Annotated in this window: 14 protein-coding genes; 9 read left to right on the top strand and 5 right to left on the bottom strand. The window is 58.8% G+C overall.

The window, feature by feature from the left end; translation table 11 throughout:
- The first annotated feature begins 36 nt into the window (after positions 1–36).
- The 5 genes from ETAA8_RS29835 (at position 37) to ETAA8_RS29815 (ending at position 6,240) form a co-directional block, all read left to right on the top strand.
- The gene (locus ETAA8_RS29835; RefSeq protein WP_145097624.1) at positions 37–2,550 is read left to right on the top strand and encodes a cadherin domain-containing protein; all 2,514 of its coding nucleotides are present in this window, start codon (positions 37–39) and stop codon (positions 2,548–2,550) included.
- Positions 2,551–2,687: 137 nt separating this feature from the next.
- Positions 2,688–4,151, top strand: a complete 1,464-nt coding sequence (locus ETAA8_RS29830; RefSeq protein ID WP_145097621.1) for a dicarboxylate/amino acid:cation symporter — start codon at positions 2,688–2,690, stop codon at positions 4,149–4,151.
- Positions 4,152–4,249: 98 nt separating this feature from the next.
- Positions 4,250–4,495 carry a ribbon-helix-helix domain-containing protein gene (locus ETAA8_RS29825; protein WP_145097618.1) on the top strand — a complete coding sequence of 82 codons (246 nt, stop codon included), beginning with the start codon at positions 4,250–4,252 and terminating at the stop codon, positions 4,493–4,495.
- Entirely contained in the window at positions 4,488–4,805 is a 318-nt protein-coding gene (locus ETAA8_RS29820; protein ID WP_145097616.1) for a type II toxin-antitoxin system RelE/ParE family toxin, read from the top strand. Before ETAA8_RS29825 ends, ETAA8_RS29820 begins: the two co-directional genes overlap by 8 nt.
- Before the next feature lie 112 nt (positions 4,806–4,917).
- Positions 4,918–6,240, top strand: a complete 1,323-nt coding sequence (locus tag ETAA8_RS29815) for a DUF1501 domain-containing protein (RefSeq protein ID WP_145097613.1) — start codon at positions 4,918–4,920, stop codon at positions 6,238–6,240.
- A gap of 101 nt (positions 6,241–6,341) precedes the next feature.
- Here ETAA8_RS29815 and ETAA8_RS29810 read toward each other — a convergent pair whose 3' ends face one another.
- Positions 6,342–7,877: an excinuclease ABC subunit UvrC gene (locus ETAA8_RS29810; RefSeq protein WP_145097610.1), complete on the bottom strand. Its 1,536-nt coding sequence runs from the start codon at positions 7,875–7,877 to the stop codon at positions 6,342–6,344.
- Positions 7,878–8,157: 280 nt separating this feature from the next.
- On the opposite strand from ETAA8_RS29810, the gene ETAA8_RS29805 reads away from it, so the two are divergent.
- The 4 genes from ETAA8_RS29805 (at position 8,158) to ETAA8_RS29790 (ending at position 12,782) form a co-directional block, all read left to right on the top strand.
- On the top strand, positions 8,158–10,275 hold the full coding sequence (locus tag ETAA8_RS29805; RefSeq protein ID WP_145097607.1) for a terpene cyclase/mutase family protein: 2,118 nt from the start codon (positions 8,158–8,160) through the stop codon (positions 10,273–10,275).
- A 157-nt stretch (positions 10,276–10,432) separates the two neighbouring features.
- Complete coding sequence (gene hpnH / locus ETAA8_RS29800; protein WP_145097604.1) at positions 10,433–11,551, top strand: adenosyl-hopene transferase HpnH; 1,119 nt, start codon at positions 10,433–10,435, stop codon at positions 11,549–11,551.
- 60 nt (positions 11,552–11,611) lie between these two features.
- The gene (locus ETAA8_RS29795) at positions 11,612–11,899 is read left to right on the top strand and encodes a type II secretion system protein (RefSeq protein ID WP_145097601.1); all 288 of its coding nucleotides are present in this window, start codon (positions 11,612–11,614) and stop codon (positions 11,897–11,899) included.
- Positions 11,900–11,984: 85 nt separating this feature from the next.
- Positions 11,985–12,782 (top strand): segregation and condensation protein A, encoded by a 798-nt coding sequence (locus tag ETAA8_RS29790; protein WP_145097598.1) that lies wholly within the window; start codon positions 11,985–11,987, stop codon positions 12,780–12,782.
- A 24-nt stretch (positions 12,783–12,806) separates the two neighbouring features.
- Here ETAA8_RS29790 and ETAA8_RS29785 read toward each other — a convergent pair whose 3' ends face one another.
- From ETAA8_RS29785 to ETAA8_RS29770, 4 genes are read right to left on the bottom strand one after another with little or no spacing between them, the layout of a single operon-like run.
- Complete coding sequence (locus tag ETAA8_RS29785) at positions 12,807–14,099, bottom strand: SAM-dependent methyltransferase (RefSeq protein WP_202921347.1); 1,293 nt, start codon at positions 14,097–14,099, stop codon at positions 12,807–12,809.
- A complete protein-coding gene (locus tag ETAA8_RS29780) occupies positions 14,075–14,860 on the bottom strand; it encodes a DUF1365 domain-containing protein (protein WP_145097594.1) in 786 nt (261 codons plus the stop codon). Before ETAA8_RS29780 ends, ETAA8_RS29785 begins: the two co-directional genes overlap by 25 nt.
- Positions 14,806–16,116, bottom strand: coding sequence for an NAD(P)/FAD-dependent oxidoreductase (locus ETAA8_RS29775; protein ID WP_145097591.1), 1,311 nt, complete (start codon positions 16,114–16,116; stop codon positions 14,806–14,808). The genes ETAA8_RS29780 and ETAA8_RS29775 overlap by 55 nt, the downstream gene beginning before the upstream one ends.
- A gap of 10 nt (positions 16,117–16,126) precedes the next feature.
- On the bottom strand, positions 16,127–17,530 hold the full coding sequence (locus tag ETAA8_RS29770; protein ID WP_145097588.1) for a TIGR01777 family oxidoreductase: 1,404 nt from the start codon (positions 17,528–17,530) through the stop codon (positions 16,127–16,129).
- Positions 17,531–17,561: the final 31 nt, after the last annotated feature.

The following is a 17,561-nucleotide window of genomic DNA, read 5'->3' as shown; positions in this document are numbered from 1 at the left end:
TTATCTCATCTCGGAACACGCAGAGGAACAGACGCCATGAAGAACTCCAGCCGCCGCCCGACTCGAACCCCTCAACGTCGCCGCTCCTTTTTCGAAACCCTGGAACGCCGCGAAGTCTTTGCTGCAGGCGATGTCCTGCCCGTGCTGATGGTGATCGCCGATCAGCGCGACTTCTTCTATCAGGAGTACGGCGATACGCGTCAATCGCTGCTGGAAGCGGGGCTCACCACTCGCGTGGCTGCGACGACCACTTCACCCAGCACGCCGCATGCGAACAGCGGGCAAACGGGAAGCGGCATCGTGACACCCGACCTGCGACTGGCCGATGTGAATTCGCAGGATTACTCAGCCATCGTCTTCATTGGGGGCTGGGGTTCGTCGATGTATCAGTATGCTTTCACCGGGATTTATTCCGATGGGCTGTACCGCGGCGATGCCACGACCAAGGAGACCGTGAATCGGCTGATCAACGAGTTCACCGATCAAGACAAGTACGTCGCTGCCGTGTGCCACGCCACCACTGTGCTGGCTTGGGCGCGCGTCGATGGTGTGAGTCCGATTGCGGGGAAGACCGTGATGACGCCCCAAGGTGGAGTGACGAACGGTGGCGGACCTCCCGTGTTTTACAACGGGCAATTCTACAGCTACTACCAGTACCGCCAATCGACACAGATGGAAACGAACGGCGGACTTACTCGTCCGCACGCTTCGGTCGGCAATCCGAATACAACCGCCGACGATGTCTGGGTCGATGGCAAGATCATCACCGCCGAAGATAACTTCAGTGCTCGCTTGTTCGGCCAAGTGATCGCGCAGCGGCTGATTGCTGAATCGGAACCACCAGCGCCGGTCAATGTTGCTCCCACCATCAACGCAGCGGTCTTCAACCTGGACGAGAACACCGCCGCTGGATCAGCTGTGGGACAAGTCATCGCCAGCGACGCGAACGTCGGGCAGTCCCTGTCTTATTCCATCGTCAGTGGCAATTTGGCCGGCGGCTTTGCCATCAACAGTGCGACCGGGCAAGTCACAGTCGCCAATGCGGCTCCCCTGGATTACGAAGCGACACCGACCTTCAACTTGACGGTGCGCGCTATGGACAATGGTGCGCCCTCATTATTTGCCGACGCCGTCGTGACGATCAACCTGCGCGATATCGTAGAAGTGCTTCCCAATCGCGCTCCTCAGTTCTCGGCGCAATCGTTCTCGCTGGCGGAGAATCCCGCGCTGGGCACCACTGCGGGCGTGGTGGTCGCCACCGATCCCGACGTGGGTCAAACCTTGTCGTATGCAATCGTCAGCGGCAATACGAATGCGGTTTTCGCCATCGATTCGGTGACCGGTCATTTGAACGTTGTGTTTCCCGCAGGCATCGACTACGAAACCAATGCCTCGTTCCAGCTTACGATTCGCGCGACCGATAACGGCGATCCAGCGCTGTCGACCGATGCCGTCGTGACTGTCAATGTGCTGAATGAGAACGAACAACCAACCACAGCGAACGGCAACTTCGTGTTGCCTGAAAACTCCGCTGCGGGAACCGTTGTGGGACAAGTCAGCGGCAGTGATGTCGATGCGGGGCAAACGCTCGCCTACTCCATCGTCTCTGGCAACACGAGCGGGGCCTTTGCGATCAACGCTGCGACGGGTCAGATCGTCGTCGCCAATGTCGGTGCGCTCGATTTTGAAACAACTCCAGCCTTCAACCTGGTTGTGCGCGTGACCGACAACGGCACCCCCGCCCGCTTTGCCGAGGCGAACGTTTCGATTCAATTGACCAATGTAGTCGAAGCTCCGGTTGGCCCCGTGTATCAAGCGGGCCCGAACGTAATCGTGCAAGGGACCGATGCTGGTGAATATATCTATGTCTGGACCAATGCCTCGGGGCAGGTGATGACCTGGCTGGCTGGTGTCAATCGCGGCCCCTTCACGCTCGGTGCCGGCGGGCGAGTAATTGTCTACGCAGGGGGCGGCAACGATTGGGTTTATGCCACCGACAGTGCTGCCCCGGTCACGATCTACGGCCAGGCGGGCCAGGATAATATCGTCGGCGGTCGTGCGGACGATATCCTCGATGGTGGCGACGGCTTCAATCGGCTGATCGGTGGGCCGGGGAACGATATCCTCCTGGGTGGCCCGGTCAACGATATCCTCGAAGGGCGCGAAGGGGACGATGTGCTTGTTGGTGGTGATGGCGACGATCGGCTGATCGGCTTCACAGGGAACGACGTCCTGATTGGCGGCGAAGGGCGGGACGTGCTCGATGCCGGCGAGGGCGACGACCTGCTGATCGGCGGGGCAACGAGTTACGATGCCCAGACCCTGGCACTGCAATCGATTCTGGCCGAATGGACGAGCGGCAACTCGCTGGCCAATCGAAGTCTCAACTTGCTAAATGGCGTCAACGGCGTGCGTCTTGAATTGGGGCAGACGATTTTCGACGACCAAGAACAGGACTGCCTTCCATCTGGCAACGGTGCCGATTGGCTCTTTCTGCAATTTGGCGATTACAACTGCCAGTACAGCGCCAATGATCTGGTGACGCAATAGAAAATTGGCAGCGGGCTGATTCGCTAACAAGGCGCGACAGGCAAGGATGCCTGTCCCACGCGTGAGGTCGGGCTACCTAATTCTCGGCCAGCAAACTAAGCTGCTCTCTGCACCTTGTCAGGCGGTGGAGAGAGTCCATGCAGAAATCGCACGAAGCGGCCAGTCCTACCTCATCCGTGGGCCGAATTTTTCAAGTTTGGCATTCCTGGCCGCTCTATCTGCGGATTCTCTTCGGCGTGATTGCCGGGCTGGTCTTCGGCCTGGTCCTCGCCCAAATTGCCGGGAGCGAGATCAAAGAGCCCAGCGGCCAGCAAACCGTCCAGAGCTATGCCGCCGGTTTGCTTCACGTGCTCGAAGTTCCCGCGAATCTGGTGCTGCGAGTGCTGGGGGCATTGGCTCCGCCACTGATCTTGCTCGCCATCATTCAGGCGCTCATGCACGCCAAGTTCCCGCCGGGGACACTGGGGCGACTGGTCTCGCTGCTGCTGATCAATACGATCGTTGCGATTTTGATTGGCCTGGCCGTGGCAAACACATTGCAGCCCGGCAAGTGGAAGTTTGGCGTTGACGCGCCCGCGGCCAAACAAGCAGCAAAACCGACAGCTGAAAAACCGAAGGACGCCGAAGGGCCGAAGTTTTCGATGGAGGAAATCCTCGAAAACATTCCCCGCAGCGTGCTAGGTCCGCTGACCGACAACGGCAAGGCGATTTCGGTAATCATCCTGGCCGTTACGTTGGGGCTCGCGCTGCGGCCCAACAAGAACGTGCCGATCACCAAAGTGGCGGACGTTGTGGACATTATGTTCGCCGTCCTCATTACCATGCTGCACTGGGTGATCGAAGTCATTCCGCTCGCCGTCTTTTGCAAAGTGGCCAACCTCGTCGGCGTGAAGGGGTTCGCTCCCTTCATGTCCCTCGGCGGCTTCGTGATTGCGGTGCTCCTCGCGCTGACCCTGCAGATGGCCTATTACCTGATTCGGATCAAGTTCTTCTCGTGGTGTTCGCCGTGGGCGGTGTTGTACGGCATGCGTGATGCCCTCGTGATGGCCTTCTCGACGGGAAGTTCGACCGCCACGATGCCGGTCACCTACGCCTGCCTGCGCGAGAAAGTCGGGCTCCGCGAACAGTCGGCCAGCTTGGGTTCGCTGGTCGGGGCGAACTTTAATAACGACGGCACTGCGCTCTACGAAGCGATGTCGGCCCTCTTCATTGCGCAGCTGATTGGCGCGAAGCTCAGCATGTGGCAGCAGTTTATGGTTGTCGTCACCAGTGTGATTGCCTCGGTCGGGGCGGCGGGCATTCCGGAAGCGGGACTCGTCACCATGACGCTCGTCTTCACGGCCGTTGGTCTCGATATCAAGCACATACCCATGCTGCTTGCCGTCGACTGGTTCCTTGACCGCTGCCGCACCGCGCTCAACGTCATGGGCGATGTGAACGTCAGCTGCCTGCTCGATGGCTACGTGCGCGAAGCCCCCGGCGAAGCCCTGGCAACTTCGCCGCTGGCCATTTTGGAACCTCCAGAGCCCAATGTGGTCATTGTGGCCCCGCCACCGATGCCGGAAGTGCCCCCGCCGACAGCCGAAGGGCCGTCTTCGTAAGCAACCGTTGCTGTTGAGCACACGAATCTGACGTGAGTACAATCAGAATTGGTATCCCTGGCAAAATCGGGAGCGAGTTTCGCGAGGACCAGTGCGTCATGACCAATGTCACTCTAAATCTTTCCGACGAACTGCAGCAGTTCGTCGCTAGCGAAACTGCGGCAGGACAGTTTGATAGTCCGGCCGGCTATATTGCTGCGCTGATCGAACGAGCCAAAGACGGCAAAGAGCAACTACACGCACAACTTATCGAGGGTTTGGAAAGCGGCGATCCGATTCAACTTGACGCTGACGAATGGAGCCGAATTCGTCGCGATATCGAACAGCGACGTTCGCATGCCTAACTCCATCTGCATCCGTCCTCGCGCGCGTTTGGACATCGTTGAGTTGGCCGTGTTCTTGGGCGAGCGTAACGCGGAGTTAGCTGACCGGTTTCTCAATGCTTGTGAGTCAACATTTCAGTTGTTGGCAGATTCGCCAGGGATCGGCGGAGCTTATCCGACAACTGACCAGCGGCTCGAAAACCTATCTGTTTTCCGAGTGAGCGGCTTTCCTAATCACGTGTTGTTTTATTACAGACGACCACAGGAGATCGAGATCGTACGCGTTCTGCATGGTGCCCGTGATATTGATTTCATCCTGCCAGAAACATAGCTTTCGCCCACTACCTTTTGGCAGCCCATTTCGCTTGACCCCATCAATCGCTGCTTATACGATGCGGGCTGCAGATGTGAATTCTTAAGTGGACCGGAAGGACACGCACCCGATGCTGACAATTCTTGGGCAGGCTGATCGGCAAGCTGGTTTTTGCGACGGGCATTCGCGACGCGATTTTCTGCGGATCGGTGGGCTGGGATTAGGTGGATTGGCGCTACCGCAGTTGCTGCAGGCTGAGGCGCAGCAAGGAATCCGCGGTTCGCACAAAGCGATCATCATGATCTTCTTGACCGGGGGACCGCCCCATCAAGACATGTACGACCTGAAGATGGAAGCGCCCGCCGAGATTCGCGGCCCCTTCCAGCCGATTGCCACGAATGTGGCCGGCATTCAAGTCTGCGAACACTTGCCTCGGATTGCGGCGTCGATGGACAAACTCGTCGCCATCCGCTCGATGGTCGGCAGCGAGGGTGGCCATTCGCAGTACCAATGCACGACGGGTTGGCCGCCGCAAAAGGCACCGATGCGCGGCTGGCCATCATTGCCCGCTGCCGTCGCGAAACTGAAAGGCCCAGCCAGCGCGCACGCGCCACCGGGTATGAGCCTGTGGTACAAGTGGAACGAAGAGAACCCGGGCCCCGGTTTTCTCGGTTCGTCGCAGGCACCGTTCGAACCGATTGGCAACGAGCGGCAGAACATGGTGCTGCAAGGCATGACGCTCGACCGCTTGGGCGATCGCCGCAACCTGCTCCACAGCTTCGATCGGCTCCAGCGCGAAGCCGATGCCCGCGTGCAAGGGAGCACTGCGTTTCAAGAACAGGCCTTCGGCATTTTGACCTCGGGCAAATTGGCGACCGCACTCGACCTGAGCCAGGAAGATCCGCGAATCGTAGCCCGCTATGGCCACGGCGACCCCAAGATTCGCCTCGCCAGTGTGCCGCAACATTTCCTGATGGCCCGCCGGTTGGTTGAGGCCGGAGCGCGCGTCGTTACGCTGAACCATGCCATTTGGGATTGGCATAACGACAACTTTAAAAACGCCCAAAAGCAATTTCCGATCTTTGACCGAGCACTCACGGCCCTGGTCGATGACCTGCACGAGCGGGGTATGTCCGACGATGTGACGGTGCTCGCTTGGGGCGAATTCGGCCGCACGCCAAAGATCAACAAGAATGCTGGTCGCGACCACTGGCCGCAGGTTTCGTGCGCGCTATTAGCGGGTGGTGGCATGCGAACAGGGCAGGTCATTGGTTCCACCGATCGCACCGGCAGCGAAGCCAAGGATCGACCCGTCACGTTTCAAGAAGTCTACGCCACGCTCTATCGCAACTTGGGAATCGACGTCCGGCACGCGACCATTCCCGACTTGCACGGCCGGCCGCAGTACCTGGTCGAAGCAGGCGTACAACCGCTCGCCGAATTGGTCGCTTAGGCGTAGGGTCCGCTGTGCGGACCATAACCCGCCGCGCATTCTCATTCAACGACGAATTGCTCGCGTCCGCATGGTTCCGGTTCGAAGAGCGGAATCGACGATTACGAATCGCCGAGCTGCGACTTGCGCCGCAGTTGATGGTGATAGTGCTGGGCAAAGCGATGGGCTTCGTCCCGCACATATTGCAGCAGTCGGAGGGCAAAGTTGTTCTTCGAGAGGCGAATCGGCTCGTCGAGATCGGGCAGATAGATCTCTTCTTCTCGCTTGGCCAGCGACAGAATGGCTGGCGGAGTAATGTCTTGATCGCGAAACGCTTGCAAAGCGGCATTGAGTTGCCCCTTGCCACCGTCGATCAGCAGCAGGTCGGGGAAGACTTCATCTTCGTCGCTCAGCTTGCGATAGCGGCGCGAGACAACTTCGTGCAAGCTGCGGAAGTCGTCGATGCCACTGACGCCGTTGATCTTGTAGCGACGATAGCCGGGCTTGAACGGCAGCCCGTCGAGAAACTGCACGACGCTGGCGACCGTTTCGCCGCCGCCTAAGTGCGCGATATCCATCCCTTCGATGGTCCGCGGCACCTCGGCCAACTTGAGAGCTTTCTTCAGGCCGGCGAGACCCTTCTTCGGGTCGATGTAAAAGACTTCGGGCTGAGCGTGGACGTCGATATCGCCGCGGCGGTCGAGCGATTCGAGCATCTTGATTTCGTCGCGCAGGCGGGCTGCATTTTCAAACTGCTTGGCCTGGGCTGCAGTCTGCATTTCTTCGCGCAGTTCTTTCAGCAGTCGCTTTTTGTTCCCTTCCAGGAACATGACCAGGCGCTGAATATCGTGCTTGTACTCTTCCTTGCTGATTCGCAAGTTGCACGGCGCGGTGCACTGTTGAATGCTAGCGAGCAGGCAGGGGCGGAACCACTTCCACCGTTCGTCGTTCTCTTCGATATCGAGACTACAGGTGCGGAACTTAAAAATCCGCTGCAGCACCTGCATTGCGCCGCGCAAAGCACCAGCGCTGGCAAACGGGCCGAACAGACGCACACCACGATCGGGCGGTTGGCGAGTCACTTCGACGCGCGGAAAATCTTCCCCCTTGGTGATCATCAGGTAAGGGAAGGTCTTATCGTCCTTGAGTTCCTTGTTGTGCTTGGGCTGAATGTCTTTGATCAGCCGGGCTTCCATCAGTAGGGCATCGACATCGCTTTCGCACTCAATGTAGTCGGCATCGGCGATATCGAGCACCCAGTCGGCAGTGCGGCGCTCCTGCTGGGCACCGATCAAGAAGTAGCTTCCCGCGCGGCTTCGCAAGTTCTTGGCCTTGCCGACATAAATGGTGATGCCCGAGGTATCTTTGAACAGATAGACGCCCGGCGCGCGGGGAAACTCGCGAACCTTGGCAGCTGCCCGGCGAAAGGCAAATTCGTAACGATAGCCGGGATCGGCGGCGGCCTCTGCGGCCGCCGCAGCTTCTTCCAGCGAAGCATCGGGTGCTAGCGGCCCCGCAACCTGATCGAGGGCCGCATCGACTTCCGCTTCCGAAGGCTGTGGTCCTTCTTCGGCTTCGGCAGCCGCTGCTTGCAGTTCCGCGGCGACGATATCTTCCGCCGAATCTTCTGCGTCGTCTTGATCCCAGTCAGCGGCCATCGTCCGTGGTTTGCGGCACAGCCGCCCTTTTTCGTGTAGGAGAAATCGCCCCTATTCAGGCACAATAGGCTGCGGTCGGAATTCTGGCGAATTTCGCGACCATCAGCGTAACGCGGTCAGGGTGGCGGGTATTCAGCATTGTAGCGCTCCGGGATTGATCTTGTAGGCACGCGCTCGATTCCTTATACGACATTTTGACAGGCATGGGGCCGCTAGCGAGCTTGCTCTTGGGGAGCCGGTTACGCCTGCGGCCGCTGCAGATCAGGGAGGAAGCCAGGGAATGTCAGCCCGTGAGCCAATTCGCGTACCACGCCCGCATTTTATCCCACCGACCACTCGCACAGAGGAAGCGCCCGAGCCGGGAACGCTGGCCGCCGCCGTGCACAACACCCGCCAGTGGCTGCTCGACCAGCAACAGCCGGCCGGCTTTTGGTGTGCGGAACTCGAAGGGGATAGCATCCTGCAAAGCGAGTACATTCTGCTGCTCGCCTGGTTGCGCCGCGAGAATCTGCCGATCGCGAAAAAATGTGCTCAGCGGCTGATCGACACTCAGTTGCCCACGGGTGGCTGGGCCATGTATCCCGGCGGCGAATTAGAAATCAGCGGTAGCGTGAAAGCTTACTTCGCGCTCAAACTGACGGGCCACGATCGCAATGCCGAGTACATGGTGCGGGCTCGCGATGCCATTCGCGCGGCCGGCGGTGCCGATGCCGTGAATAGCTTCACCCGGTTCTATCTCGCGCTGCTCGGGCAGATCTCGTACGATCATTGCCCCGCTGTGCCGCCCGAGCTGGTGCTGTTGCCCAAGTGGTCCCCCATCAATATCTACCGCATGAGCGCCTGGTCGCGCACGATTGTTGTGCCGCTGGCCATCATGTGGGCCCATCGACCGGTGCGGCAACTCGCGCCTGATCGCAGCATTGGCGAATTATTTCTGAAGCAGCCCGATCATTGGCCAGAACTGAAATGCCCGGGTCTGGAGCAAGAACAGAGTTGGTTCTCGTGGGACAAGTTCTTTCGGCGCGCGGATCAATCCATCAAGTGGCTCGAACGCCGCAAGATCAAGCCTCTTCGCAAGCGAGCCCTGAAAGTCGCCACGCAATGGATGACCACGCGCTTCGCGCATAGCGACGGCTTGGGAGCCATTTTCCCGCCAATCATTTGGAGCATCATCGCGCTCAAGTGCCTCGGCTATGACGACGACTCTGCCGAGGTGCGTTACAACCACGAGCAACTGGCCGGGCTGACGGTAGAAGAAGAAACTTCGGCCCATTTGCAGCCCTGCTTGTCTCCCGTGTGGGATACGGCCATCACCGTGCGCGCGCTGGCTGCCAGTGGTGTGACGATTGACGACCAATCCTTGATCGCCGCCATCGATTGGCTGCTCGAGAAGGAAGTGACCCGTCCCGGCGATTGGGCCGCCAATGTGAACGCTGCACCAGCTGGTTGGTTCTTCGAGCATCACAACGATTTTTATCCCGATATCGACGACACCGTGATGGTGATGATCGCCGTCAAAGAACTGCTGATTGCTTCGGAATCTTCTGCAGCTGCGAAACCAGTCAATCGAGAGTTGCAACATCCGCGCAGCAGCAGCGATATGCAAATCGACGAAGCCGATGCTCGTCGTCGGTGGGCCATTGGTGCTTGCGAACGCGCCCGGCGCTGGGTTCTGGCCATGCAGAACAAAGATGGTGGCTGGGGCGCGTTCGACAAAGACAACGACAGCGAATTTCTTTGCCGCGTGCCGTTTGCCGATCACAACGCCATGATCGATCCCAGTACGCCGGACCTGACGGGCCGCGTGCTGGAAGCGCTGGCGCATTGGGGTGCGAAACGTGGCCAGCCTGCCGTTGACCGCGCTTTGCAATACCTGCGCGAAACGCAAGAGAGCGACGGCAGCTGGTTTGGCCGCTGGGGTGTGAACTACATCTATGGCACTTGGCAAGTGCTCGTCGGACTGAATGCCATCGATATCGCCAAGGACGATCCGCTCATGCAGCGGGCAGCGAATTGGCTGTTGACTCATCAGCAAGCTTCGGGTGCTTGGGGTGAATCGGCAGATACTTACGAAAAGCCGCACCTGCGCGGGCAAGGTCCGGCCACTGCTTCGCAAACTGCCTGGGCATTGCTCGGCTTGCTGGCGGCGGGACTCGCCGAACATCCCGCTGTCGAACGAGGCGTGCAATGGCTCGTCGATCAACAGCAAGAAGACGGCACCTGGGCCGAAACCGAGTTCACCGGCACCGGTTTCCCGCGAGTGTTCTACTTAAAGTACCACGCCTACCCGATTTACTTCCCGCTGTTGGCCTTGGCGACCTACGCCAATGCCCGCGGCCAGGAGCTACCGAAGCCCCAGCGCGAATCCGTCTCGCCGCGGTTACGAGTGGTGGGATAGCTACCCGATCGCTCGGGAGGGCGAGGCTCCCGCCGAGCCGAACGGTGGAGCATTAGCACAGACAGCCATTGCAAATCCAAACGGGCGGCTCAGCAGGAGCTTCGCCCTCCCAAAAACGACCCTCGCTGACGCGTCGGGCTACCTAAAAGAGAGAATCATGTCGGTACCCATCAGCCAAATGTGGACGGTCGCCAGTTATGTGCTGGGCAAGAAGCTGGCCGGCATCAATCGCTATCCACTGGTGCTGATGCTGGAGCCGCTGTTTCGTTGCAACCTGGCCTGCGCTGGGTGCGGCAAGATTCAGTTCCCGGCTGAGATTCTGCGGCAGAATCTCTCACCCGAGAAATGCCTGCACGCCGCCGACGAATGCGGCGCGCCGATCGTTTCAATTCCTGGCGGTGAACCTTTGATGCATCCGCAGATCGACGAAATCGTCGCGGGGCTCGTGCAGCGCAAGAAGTATGTCTATCTCTGCACGAACGCGCTCAAGCTGGAAGCAGCGCTGCCCAAGTTCAAACCGAGCAAATACCTGGCGTTTTCGGTACACATGGACGGGCCCAAAGAAGAACACGATCAGGCCGTCTGCCGCGAAGGCGTTTATGATATCGCGGTCGCGGCGATCAAAGCGGCCCGTGCCAAAGGCTTTCGCGTTACCACCAATAGCACACTCTTCGATGGTGCCAATCCCGAACGGATGCGCGGCTTCTTCGACGACATGATGCGGCTTGGCGTCGAAGGGATGATGGTCTCACCGGGCTATAGCTACGAAAAGGCTCCCGATCAGAATCACTTTCTCAAACGACAACAAACTACGAACCTTTTTCAACGACTGCTCAATCGCGCGCCGCGGCGTTGGCAGTTCAATCAAACGCCGCTGTTCCTCGAATTCCTGCAAGGCAAGTTCGATCTTGAATGCACGCCGTGGGGCAGCCCAACGTACAACGTCTTTGGCTGGCAAAAGCCTTGCTACTTGCTTAACGAAGGCTACGTGCAGACCTTCAAAGAGTTGATGGAACTGACTGCCTGGGATAAGTACGGGCAAAAGAGCGGAAATAGCCGCTGCCAGGATTGCATGGTCCACTGTGGTCACGAACCGAGCGCCGTCGCCGCCACCTTCGGCACACTCAAGGGCTTCCTGCATACTGCCAAGGTGAGCCTGTTTGGTTCGTCGACGAACCTCGACCAACCTGCCCTGGCACTTGCTTCCGCGGGCAAAGTTCCGCCGCCGCACGTTGGCAAATCTCGGAGCGGTTCGCTGCTGAAGATTGGGAAGTAGGCGGGTTGTCATTGAAATTGAGCCAATCCTTCGACCGGAATGAATCGCCACGTGGTCGAAATGAGAGACGATAATTCCCAGGTATCAACTGGCAGCACGAAGCCGGCCACCAATCGCCTGGTTTGGGTGCTGGTTGGCTTGTCTCTGGTTTGCTTGCTGCTGGCCGTCAGTCTGTTTCTCTGCGTGTTGCCCATTGCGCTGCAGTCTGTCCGCGAATCAGTTCGTCGCAATCAAGTGCAACAAAACATGCAGCAACTGAAGGCAGCGATTGAAGCATACGAAGCTCGTCAGCTTGAATCACCATTGTCCCCAGAGCGAAAAAAGACAGAGAAGTCCTTCACTGATTAACTTCCCCGCGCCTCGCCGCTCAGCGCGATTCCTGGGATACTGCAAATAATCGCTGACGTGACCAGTCACTTGGAATAAATAAGTAATGGATTTTCGCGTCGACCTAACGACCTTTCGCGGGCCGCTCGATCTGCTGTTGTACCTGGTACGCAAGCAGGAGGTCGATCTGGCCGATCTGCCGATTGCGCTCATCACCGAGCAATATCTGCAGTACCTCGAATTGCTCGAACACCTCGATGTGAACAGCGTCGCCGATTTTTTGGAGATGGCCAGCACGCTGATTGAGATCAAGTCGCGGGAAGTGCTGCCGCACGGTGGCGAAGAGGTCGAGACGTTCGACGACCCGCGCGAAAACCTCGTGCAAAAGTTGCTGGAGTACAAGCAGATCAAAGACGCCGCCAGTATGCTCGAAGAGCGCGGTCGCGATTGGCAGCGGCACGTTTCGCGCCTGGCCAGCGACCTGCCACCGCGCGAAATTGCTCCCGCCGATCAACCAATCCACGAAGTGGAACTGTGGGATCTGGTGAGTGCGATGGGACGCATCTTGCGGGAGAAAAAGGCCGTCAAACAGGCGACAATCACGTACGACGAAACGCCGATCCAGGTCTACATGAAGCGGATTCACGAAAAGCTGACCAGCCAGCAGCGGGCGGCGTTCAGCGAGATGTTCGCGCCGGGCATGCACAAGTCAGCGATGATCGGCGTGTTCCTCGCCGTGCTGGAACTCGTGCGGCATCACAGCGTGCGGGCGGAACAGAATGATCTGCACGGCGAAATCTGGATTGTGCCCGATGCCGAGTTCGATCCCGCGAAAGAGATCGTCGCCATCGATAACTACGATGCGCGGCCCATCTCAGACGATATGCCGGTCCAAGGACGGTAATTTCAGCAAGCCTGCAGTCGCGGGCTACATCTTCTGCAGCTTCATCTGCACCAGCCCGAGTTGCTGTTCGCGAAAGCCTCCTTCGCAATAGCTGAAGTAGAAGTCCCACATCCGCCGAAATGAGATCGGCAATCCGAGTTGAGCCAACTTTTCGTCAGCTGCGTGAAAGTTTGACCGCCAGGCTGCCAGCGTGCGCGCGTAGTGCTGCGGCAGATTATCAAGTTGCTGTAGCTTGAGATCGGTGTGCTCAGAAATCGCTTGCAGCATGGGCGAGACCGCGGGCAAGTGTCCGCCGGGAAAAATGTACTTCTGAATGAAATCGACCGAACGGCAATAGTCTTTGTATAAGTCGTCGGCAATCGTGATTCCTTGCAGCACCAACAGACCGCCGGGCTTCAGCAGGCGCGAGCAAGTTCGAAAGTACTCGTCGAGAAATTGCGGACCAACGGCTTCGATCATTTCGACCGATACCAGCTTGTCGTATTCACCGGTCAGTGCCCGGTAATCTTGCTGAAGCAACGTGATCCGGCTCGCTAGTCCGGCCTGCTCCACTCGCTCGCGCACGCAATTTGCCTGCTCGCGCGAGATAGTCGTCCCCGTGACGTGGCAGCCATAATTCCGGGCTGCATGAAGCGCGAGGCCGCCCCACCCGCAACCAATTTCTAGCACGCGATCTCCGGGCTGAAGTTGCAGCTTTTGGCACAAGCGGTCGAATTTCGCGATTTGCGCTTCGGCCAGCGTGGCTTGCGGAGATTCAAAGACCGCGCTCGAGTAAGCCAGCGATTCATCGAGCCACAGCGAATAGAAATCGTTCCCCAAATCGTAGTGGGCCGCGATGTTCTGCTTGCTTCCTTGCTCGTTATTCCGCCGCAACCAATGCCCCCAACGCAGCCAAGGCTGCAACAGCCATTTTCCGCAGCGTTCGAGCGCGCCCGTGACGCGCGCGTTGCGAATCATCAGCCGCACAACGGCGGGCAGGTCGTTGGTCGACCACTCACCGGCCATGTACGATTCGGCTGCGCCAATGCTTCCTCCCAAGGCCACACGGCTGTAAAGCGCCGGATCATGCACCGTGATCTCAGCTGCCACGCCATCGGCCGAAGGCGTGCCAAAGGTCGTCGATTCCAGCGCATCGGTGAGCGTGAGCACGCCTTGGTCTAAACTGACCAGCGAACGATGGACGGCAGAACGCCACGCACGGGTCTGCCAGTTCCAATGACTGGCAGTCGCCTTTCTTTGGTTTGCAGGTTTGCTGTCACTAACTTCATCGGCAGGTGTTGCCAGGCGGGGCATTACAAGCCCTGCGTCGTCGGACATGGTTGCGATTCCTTGGGGTGCGAATAGACCGGCAGTTGTTTGCGCCACAGCCAAAAAGCCTGGTAATAAATGGCAGCGACCACTTTGGCCGACATCCAGCCTTGGCGAATCATCGCGGCGGCTAGCGACGCGCGCGTCAGTTCGCGACGGCGCATCGACTGCACTGCCGTCAGTATTGGCTGGTCGTCAAGTTCCGCCCGCAGAGAAACTTTCAACTGCTCGCCTGGCGGCTGAATCAACCAGCGATATTGCTGCTGCATGCTCAAGAAAGGCGAAACATGAAATTGCTTCTCGTGCCGGAAGCGACCGAACTCAGTCGATGTCTGATTTCCCGACCACAACACATACCAGTGCCGTTCGCGCCACGGGATGTTACTCACCTCGGCAACCACGCACTGCAGCTCTTCGCGCGGATCGAAGCAGTAGTAAAGATTCAACGGGCTGAAGTAGTAGCCGAAAAAACGCAAGTGCGTGAGGAGCCGAATCGGGCCGGTGATGTGCAGTCCCGTCCGCTCCCGAACCAAATCGCTCACCGCTGTCTTGAGAGTTACCTCGTTCGAGCCTGCTTCCCCAACGGGATGGTCGGCCAAGCAGAAGCTGGCCGTGGCCAGGTGCGTTTCGCGCGCGAAGATGCCAGCCGCGGCGAGGGCGGGAATTTCGTCCAGGTCCAAGTACAGCATGAATTGCCTGTATTGGAACTGGTGGATCACCGGGCGGTCGCGACGGTGCCAGACCGTTCCTTCGTACAGACTGCTGTGCATGCTTCGAGCGTGACTCCAAATTCGCGGGCGACAGCGAGCGCGCTGCGCACGCCATCTTCATGAAAACCGTGGCCCCAATACGCGCCGCAAAACCAGGTTCGCCGTGGGCCATTGATTTCGGCCCAGCGAGATTGCGCAATAGCGCTGGCGCGACTGAACACCGGATGCTGAAATTGCATTCGGCGCAATACCTTCGCCGGCGCAATCTCATACGGAGTGTTGAGCGTGGCCAGAATGGGCGTTGGCGAGTTCACCCGCTGCAAGCGCGAGAGGTCGTAGGTTACCGCAACGTTGCCAGTCTCCTGCTCGTCCGTTACTCGCGGAGTGAGATAGTTCCAACTGGCCCAGGCACGCTGGGAACGCGGCAAGATCGAAGTATCGGTATGGACGATCACTTCGTTTTGCTGGTAGGGGATCGCGGCGAGAATCTCACGCTCGGTGGCCGTAGCATCGGCAAGCAGTCGTAACGCTTGATCGGAGTGGCAACCGAGCACCACATGGTCGAAGTGGCGGGGATCGGCCCCCATCGCCGAGACCCAGACGCCGTCCGCTGTCCGAGTGATTTGGCGAATGGGCGCGCTGAGTTGAATCTCTGGAATGTCGGCTGCCAAGCGCAACGCATACCGCCGCGCGCCGCCGGGAATCGTGCGCCAGACCGGGCGATCGCGAATCTGCAGTAGCCCGTGGTTATGAAAAAACGCGAGCGTGAACTTCGCGGGAAAATCAAGCATGTCGCGCGGCCGCGTCGACCAAATGGCAGCTCCCATTGGGACTAAATACTGGTCGACAAAGTCACTTCCCAAATGATGCTGCTGAACAAAATGCCCCAGTGTTTGGTCGTCGTTCAGTTTTTGCAGGGCAGCGATGGCGACCCGATTGAAGCGAAGGATGTCGGCCAGCAAGCGATAGAACCGCGGGCGAAATATGTTCCGGCGCTGCGCAAATAGACCAGAGAGCGAGCTCCCTTCGTACTCCAGGCCCGAACGATCGCAGCGCACGCTGAAGCTCATGTCCGACGGTTGCGAGTCGATGCCAATCAGGTCGAGCAACTGACAGAAGTTCGGATAGGTCCGCTCGTTGAAGACCATAAAGCCGGTATCGACCGCAAAACTGCGGCCAGCTAGTTCGACGTCAATCGTGCATGTATGGCCGCCGATCGTGGCGCTCGCTTCATAGAGGCAGACCTGATGCCGGCTAGCTAATAGGCGCGCGGTCAGCAGCCCGCTGATCCCGGAACCAATGACGGCAATCTGCATGCGAACCTTTCTAAGATTTTTCAATCTTGCCCAAGACGTGCCGCAGACCGGCAGCCAAGGTGGGAAAGCGAAACGGGTACTGCGTCGCTTCTAGTTTGGCTGGCACCACGCGGGCAGAGGCGAGAAGGAGTTCGTCAGCCATTTCGCCCAGCATCAGTCGAGCGGCAAAGGCTGGCAGCGGCATGATGGTGGGGCGATGCAAAACCTGACCAAGCACTTTGGTGAAGTCATGATTGTTCAGCGTTTCGGGGGCCACCACATTCACGGGACCGCGCAGCGACTCGGCCATGATGGAGTGGTGAATCGCGCCGATTACATCGTCGAGCGTGATCCAACTCCAATACTGCTTGCCGGAGCCAACGATGCCGCCGCCGCCGAGTTTGAACGGTGTCAGCATTTTCGCCAGCGCGCCACCTGCCGTGGTCACAATCATGCCGAACCGCGCATTCACAACTCGAATGCCCGCGTCGACGGCAGGTTGCGTGGCTGCTTCCCACTCGCGGCAAACGTCAGCCAGAAAACCCTCGCCCGGCGCACTCTCTTCGGTGAGGACCTCCTCGCCGCGATCGCCGTAATAGCCTATGGCCGAAGCGCAAATGAGCACGGACGGCTTACGTGGTGCAGTTGCCAGTTTCTCGCAAAGTTGCCGGGTGGGACCGACGCGACTCTGCTTGATGCGGTCCTTCACTTTCGCATTCCAGCGACTGCCGGCGATATTCTCGCCAGCCAGGTGAACCACTACCTCGGGAAAGTCGTCGACAGGAATATCAATTGCGCCGGTCTCCGCGTTCCATGCTGCAGCAGCCAGACCATCGTCCTGGCTCTGTTTGTTACTACGGGAGCGATTCAACTTGGTGACTCGATGACCGCCCGTGCTGAGGAATGCTGCGAGGGCGGAGCCGACCAAGCCACTCGCGCCGGTGATGGCAATGTGCATGCGATCTCTTTCTGCATAACGGGCATGGGCTTGAATGTCTGCCAGGGTCACGCGATGGCGATAGGCAAACATTCGTTCCAACTTGTGACGAATGGAGTTACCCGCTACCAAATTGCCGACGCCACCAGCGGGCAGTTTGTACTCGATATGATCGAGCAGCGTTGACTCGCCCCCCGATTGGGCTTCAAAGCGATGTGTATGTTCCCACTTAGCAAAGGGGCCGGTGACTTGCGTATCGTGGAATTCCTGACCGGGGAGAAAATCGTGATGCTTGGCCAGCCAACGAATCGAGAGCGGACCGACGGGAACTGCGATTTGCACCGTCCCGCCCGTTTCGATCGTTCCTTCTCGCTTTAAGACCTTGACCGTCTCCCAAGGCGGACTCAACCGTTCGAACGCGCCGGGTCGCAGGTGCCAGGCATAGGCCTCGGCGGCCGAGACCGGCAGCTGCGAGCGACGTTCGAAAGTGTGTGTCATGGGAGAAGTTTCGAGTTTGATGCTGGAGGAA

This window comes from Anatilimnocola aggregata, assembly GCF_007747655.1.
Taxonomy (GTDB): domain Bacteria; phylum Planctomycetota; class Planctomycetia; order Pirellulales; family Pirellulaceae; genus Anatilimnocola; species Anatilimnocola aggregata.
The sequence above is the reverse complement of the archived record's forward strand: the minus strand, read 5'-3'. Positions and strand labels throughout refer to the sequence as shown.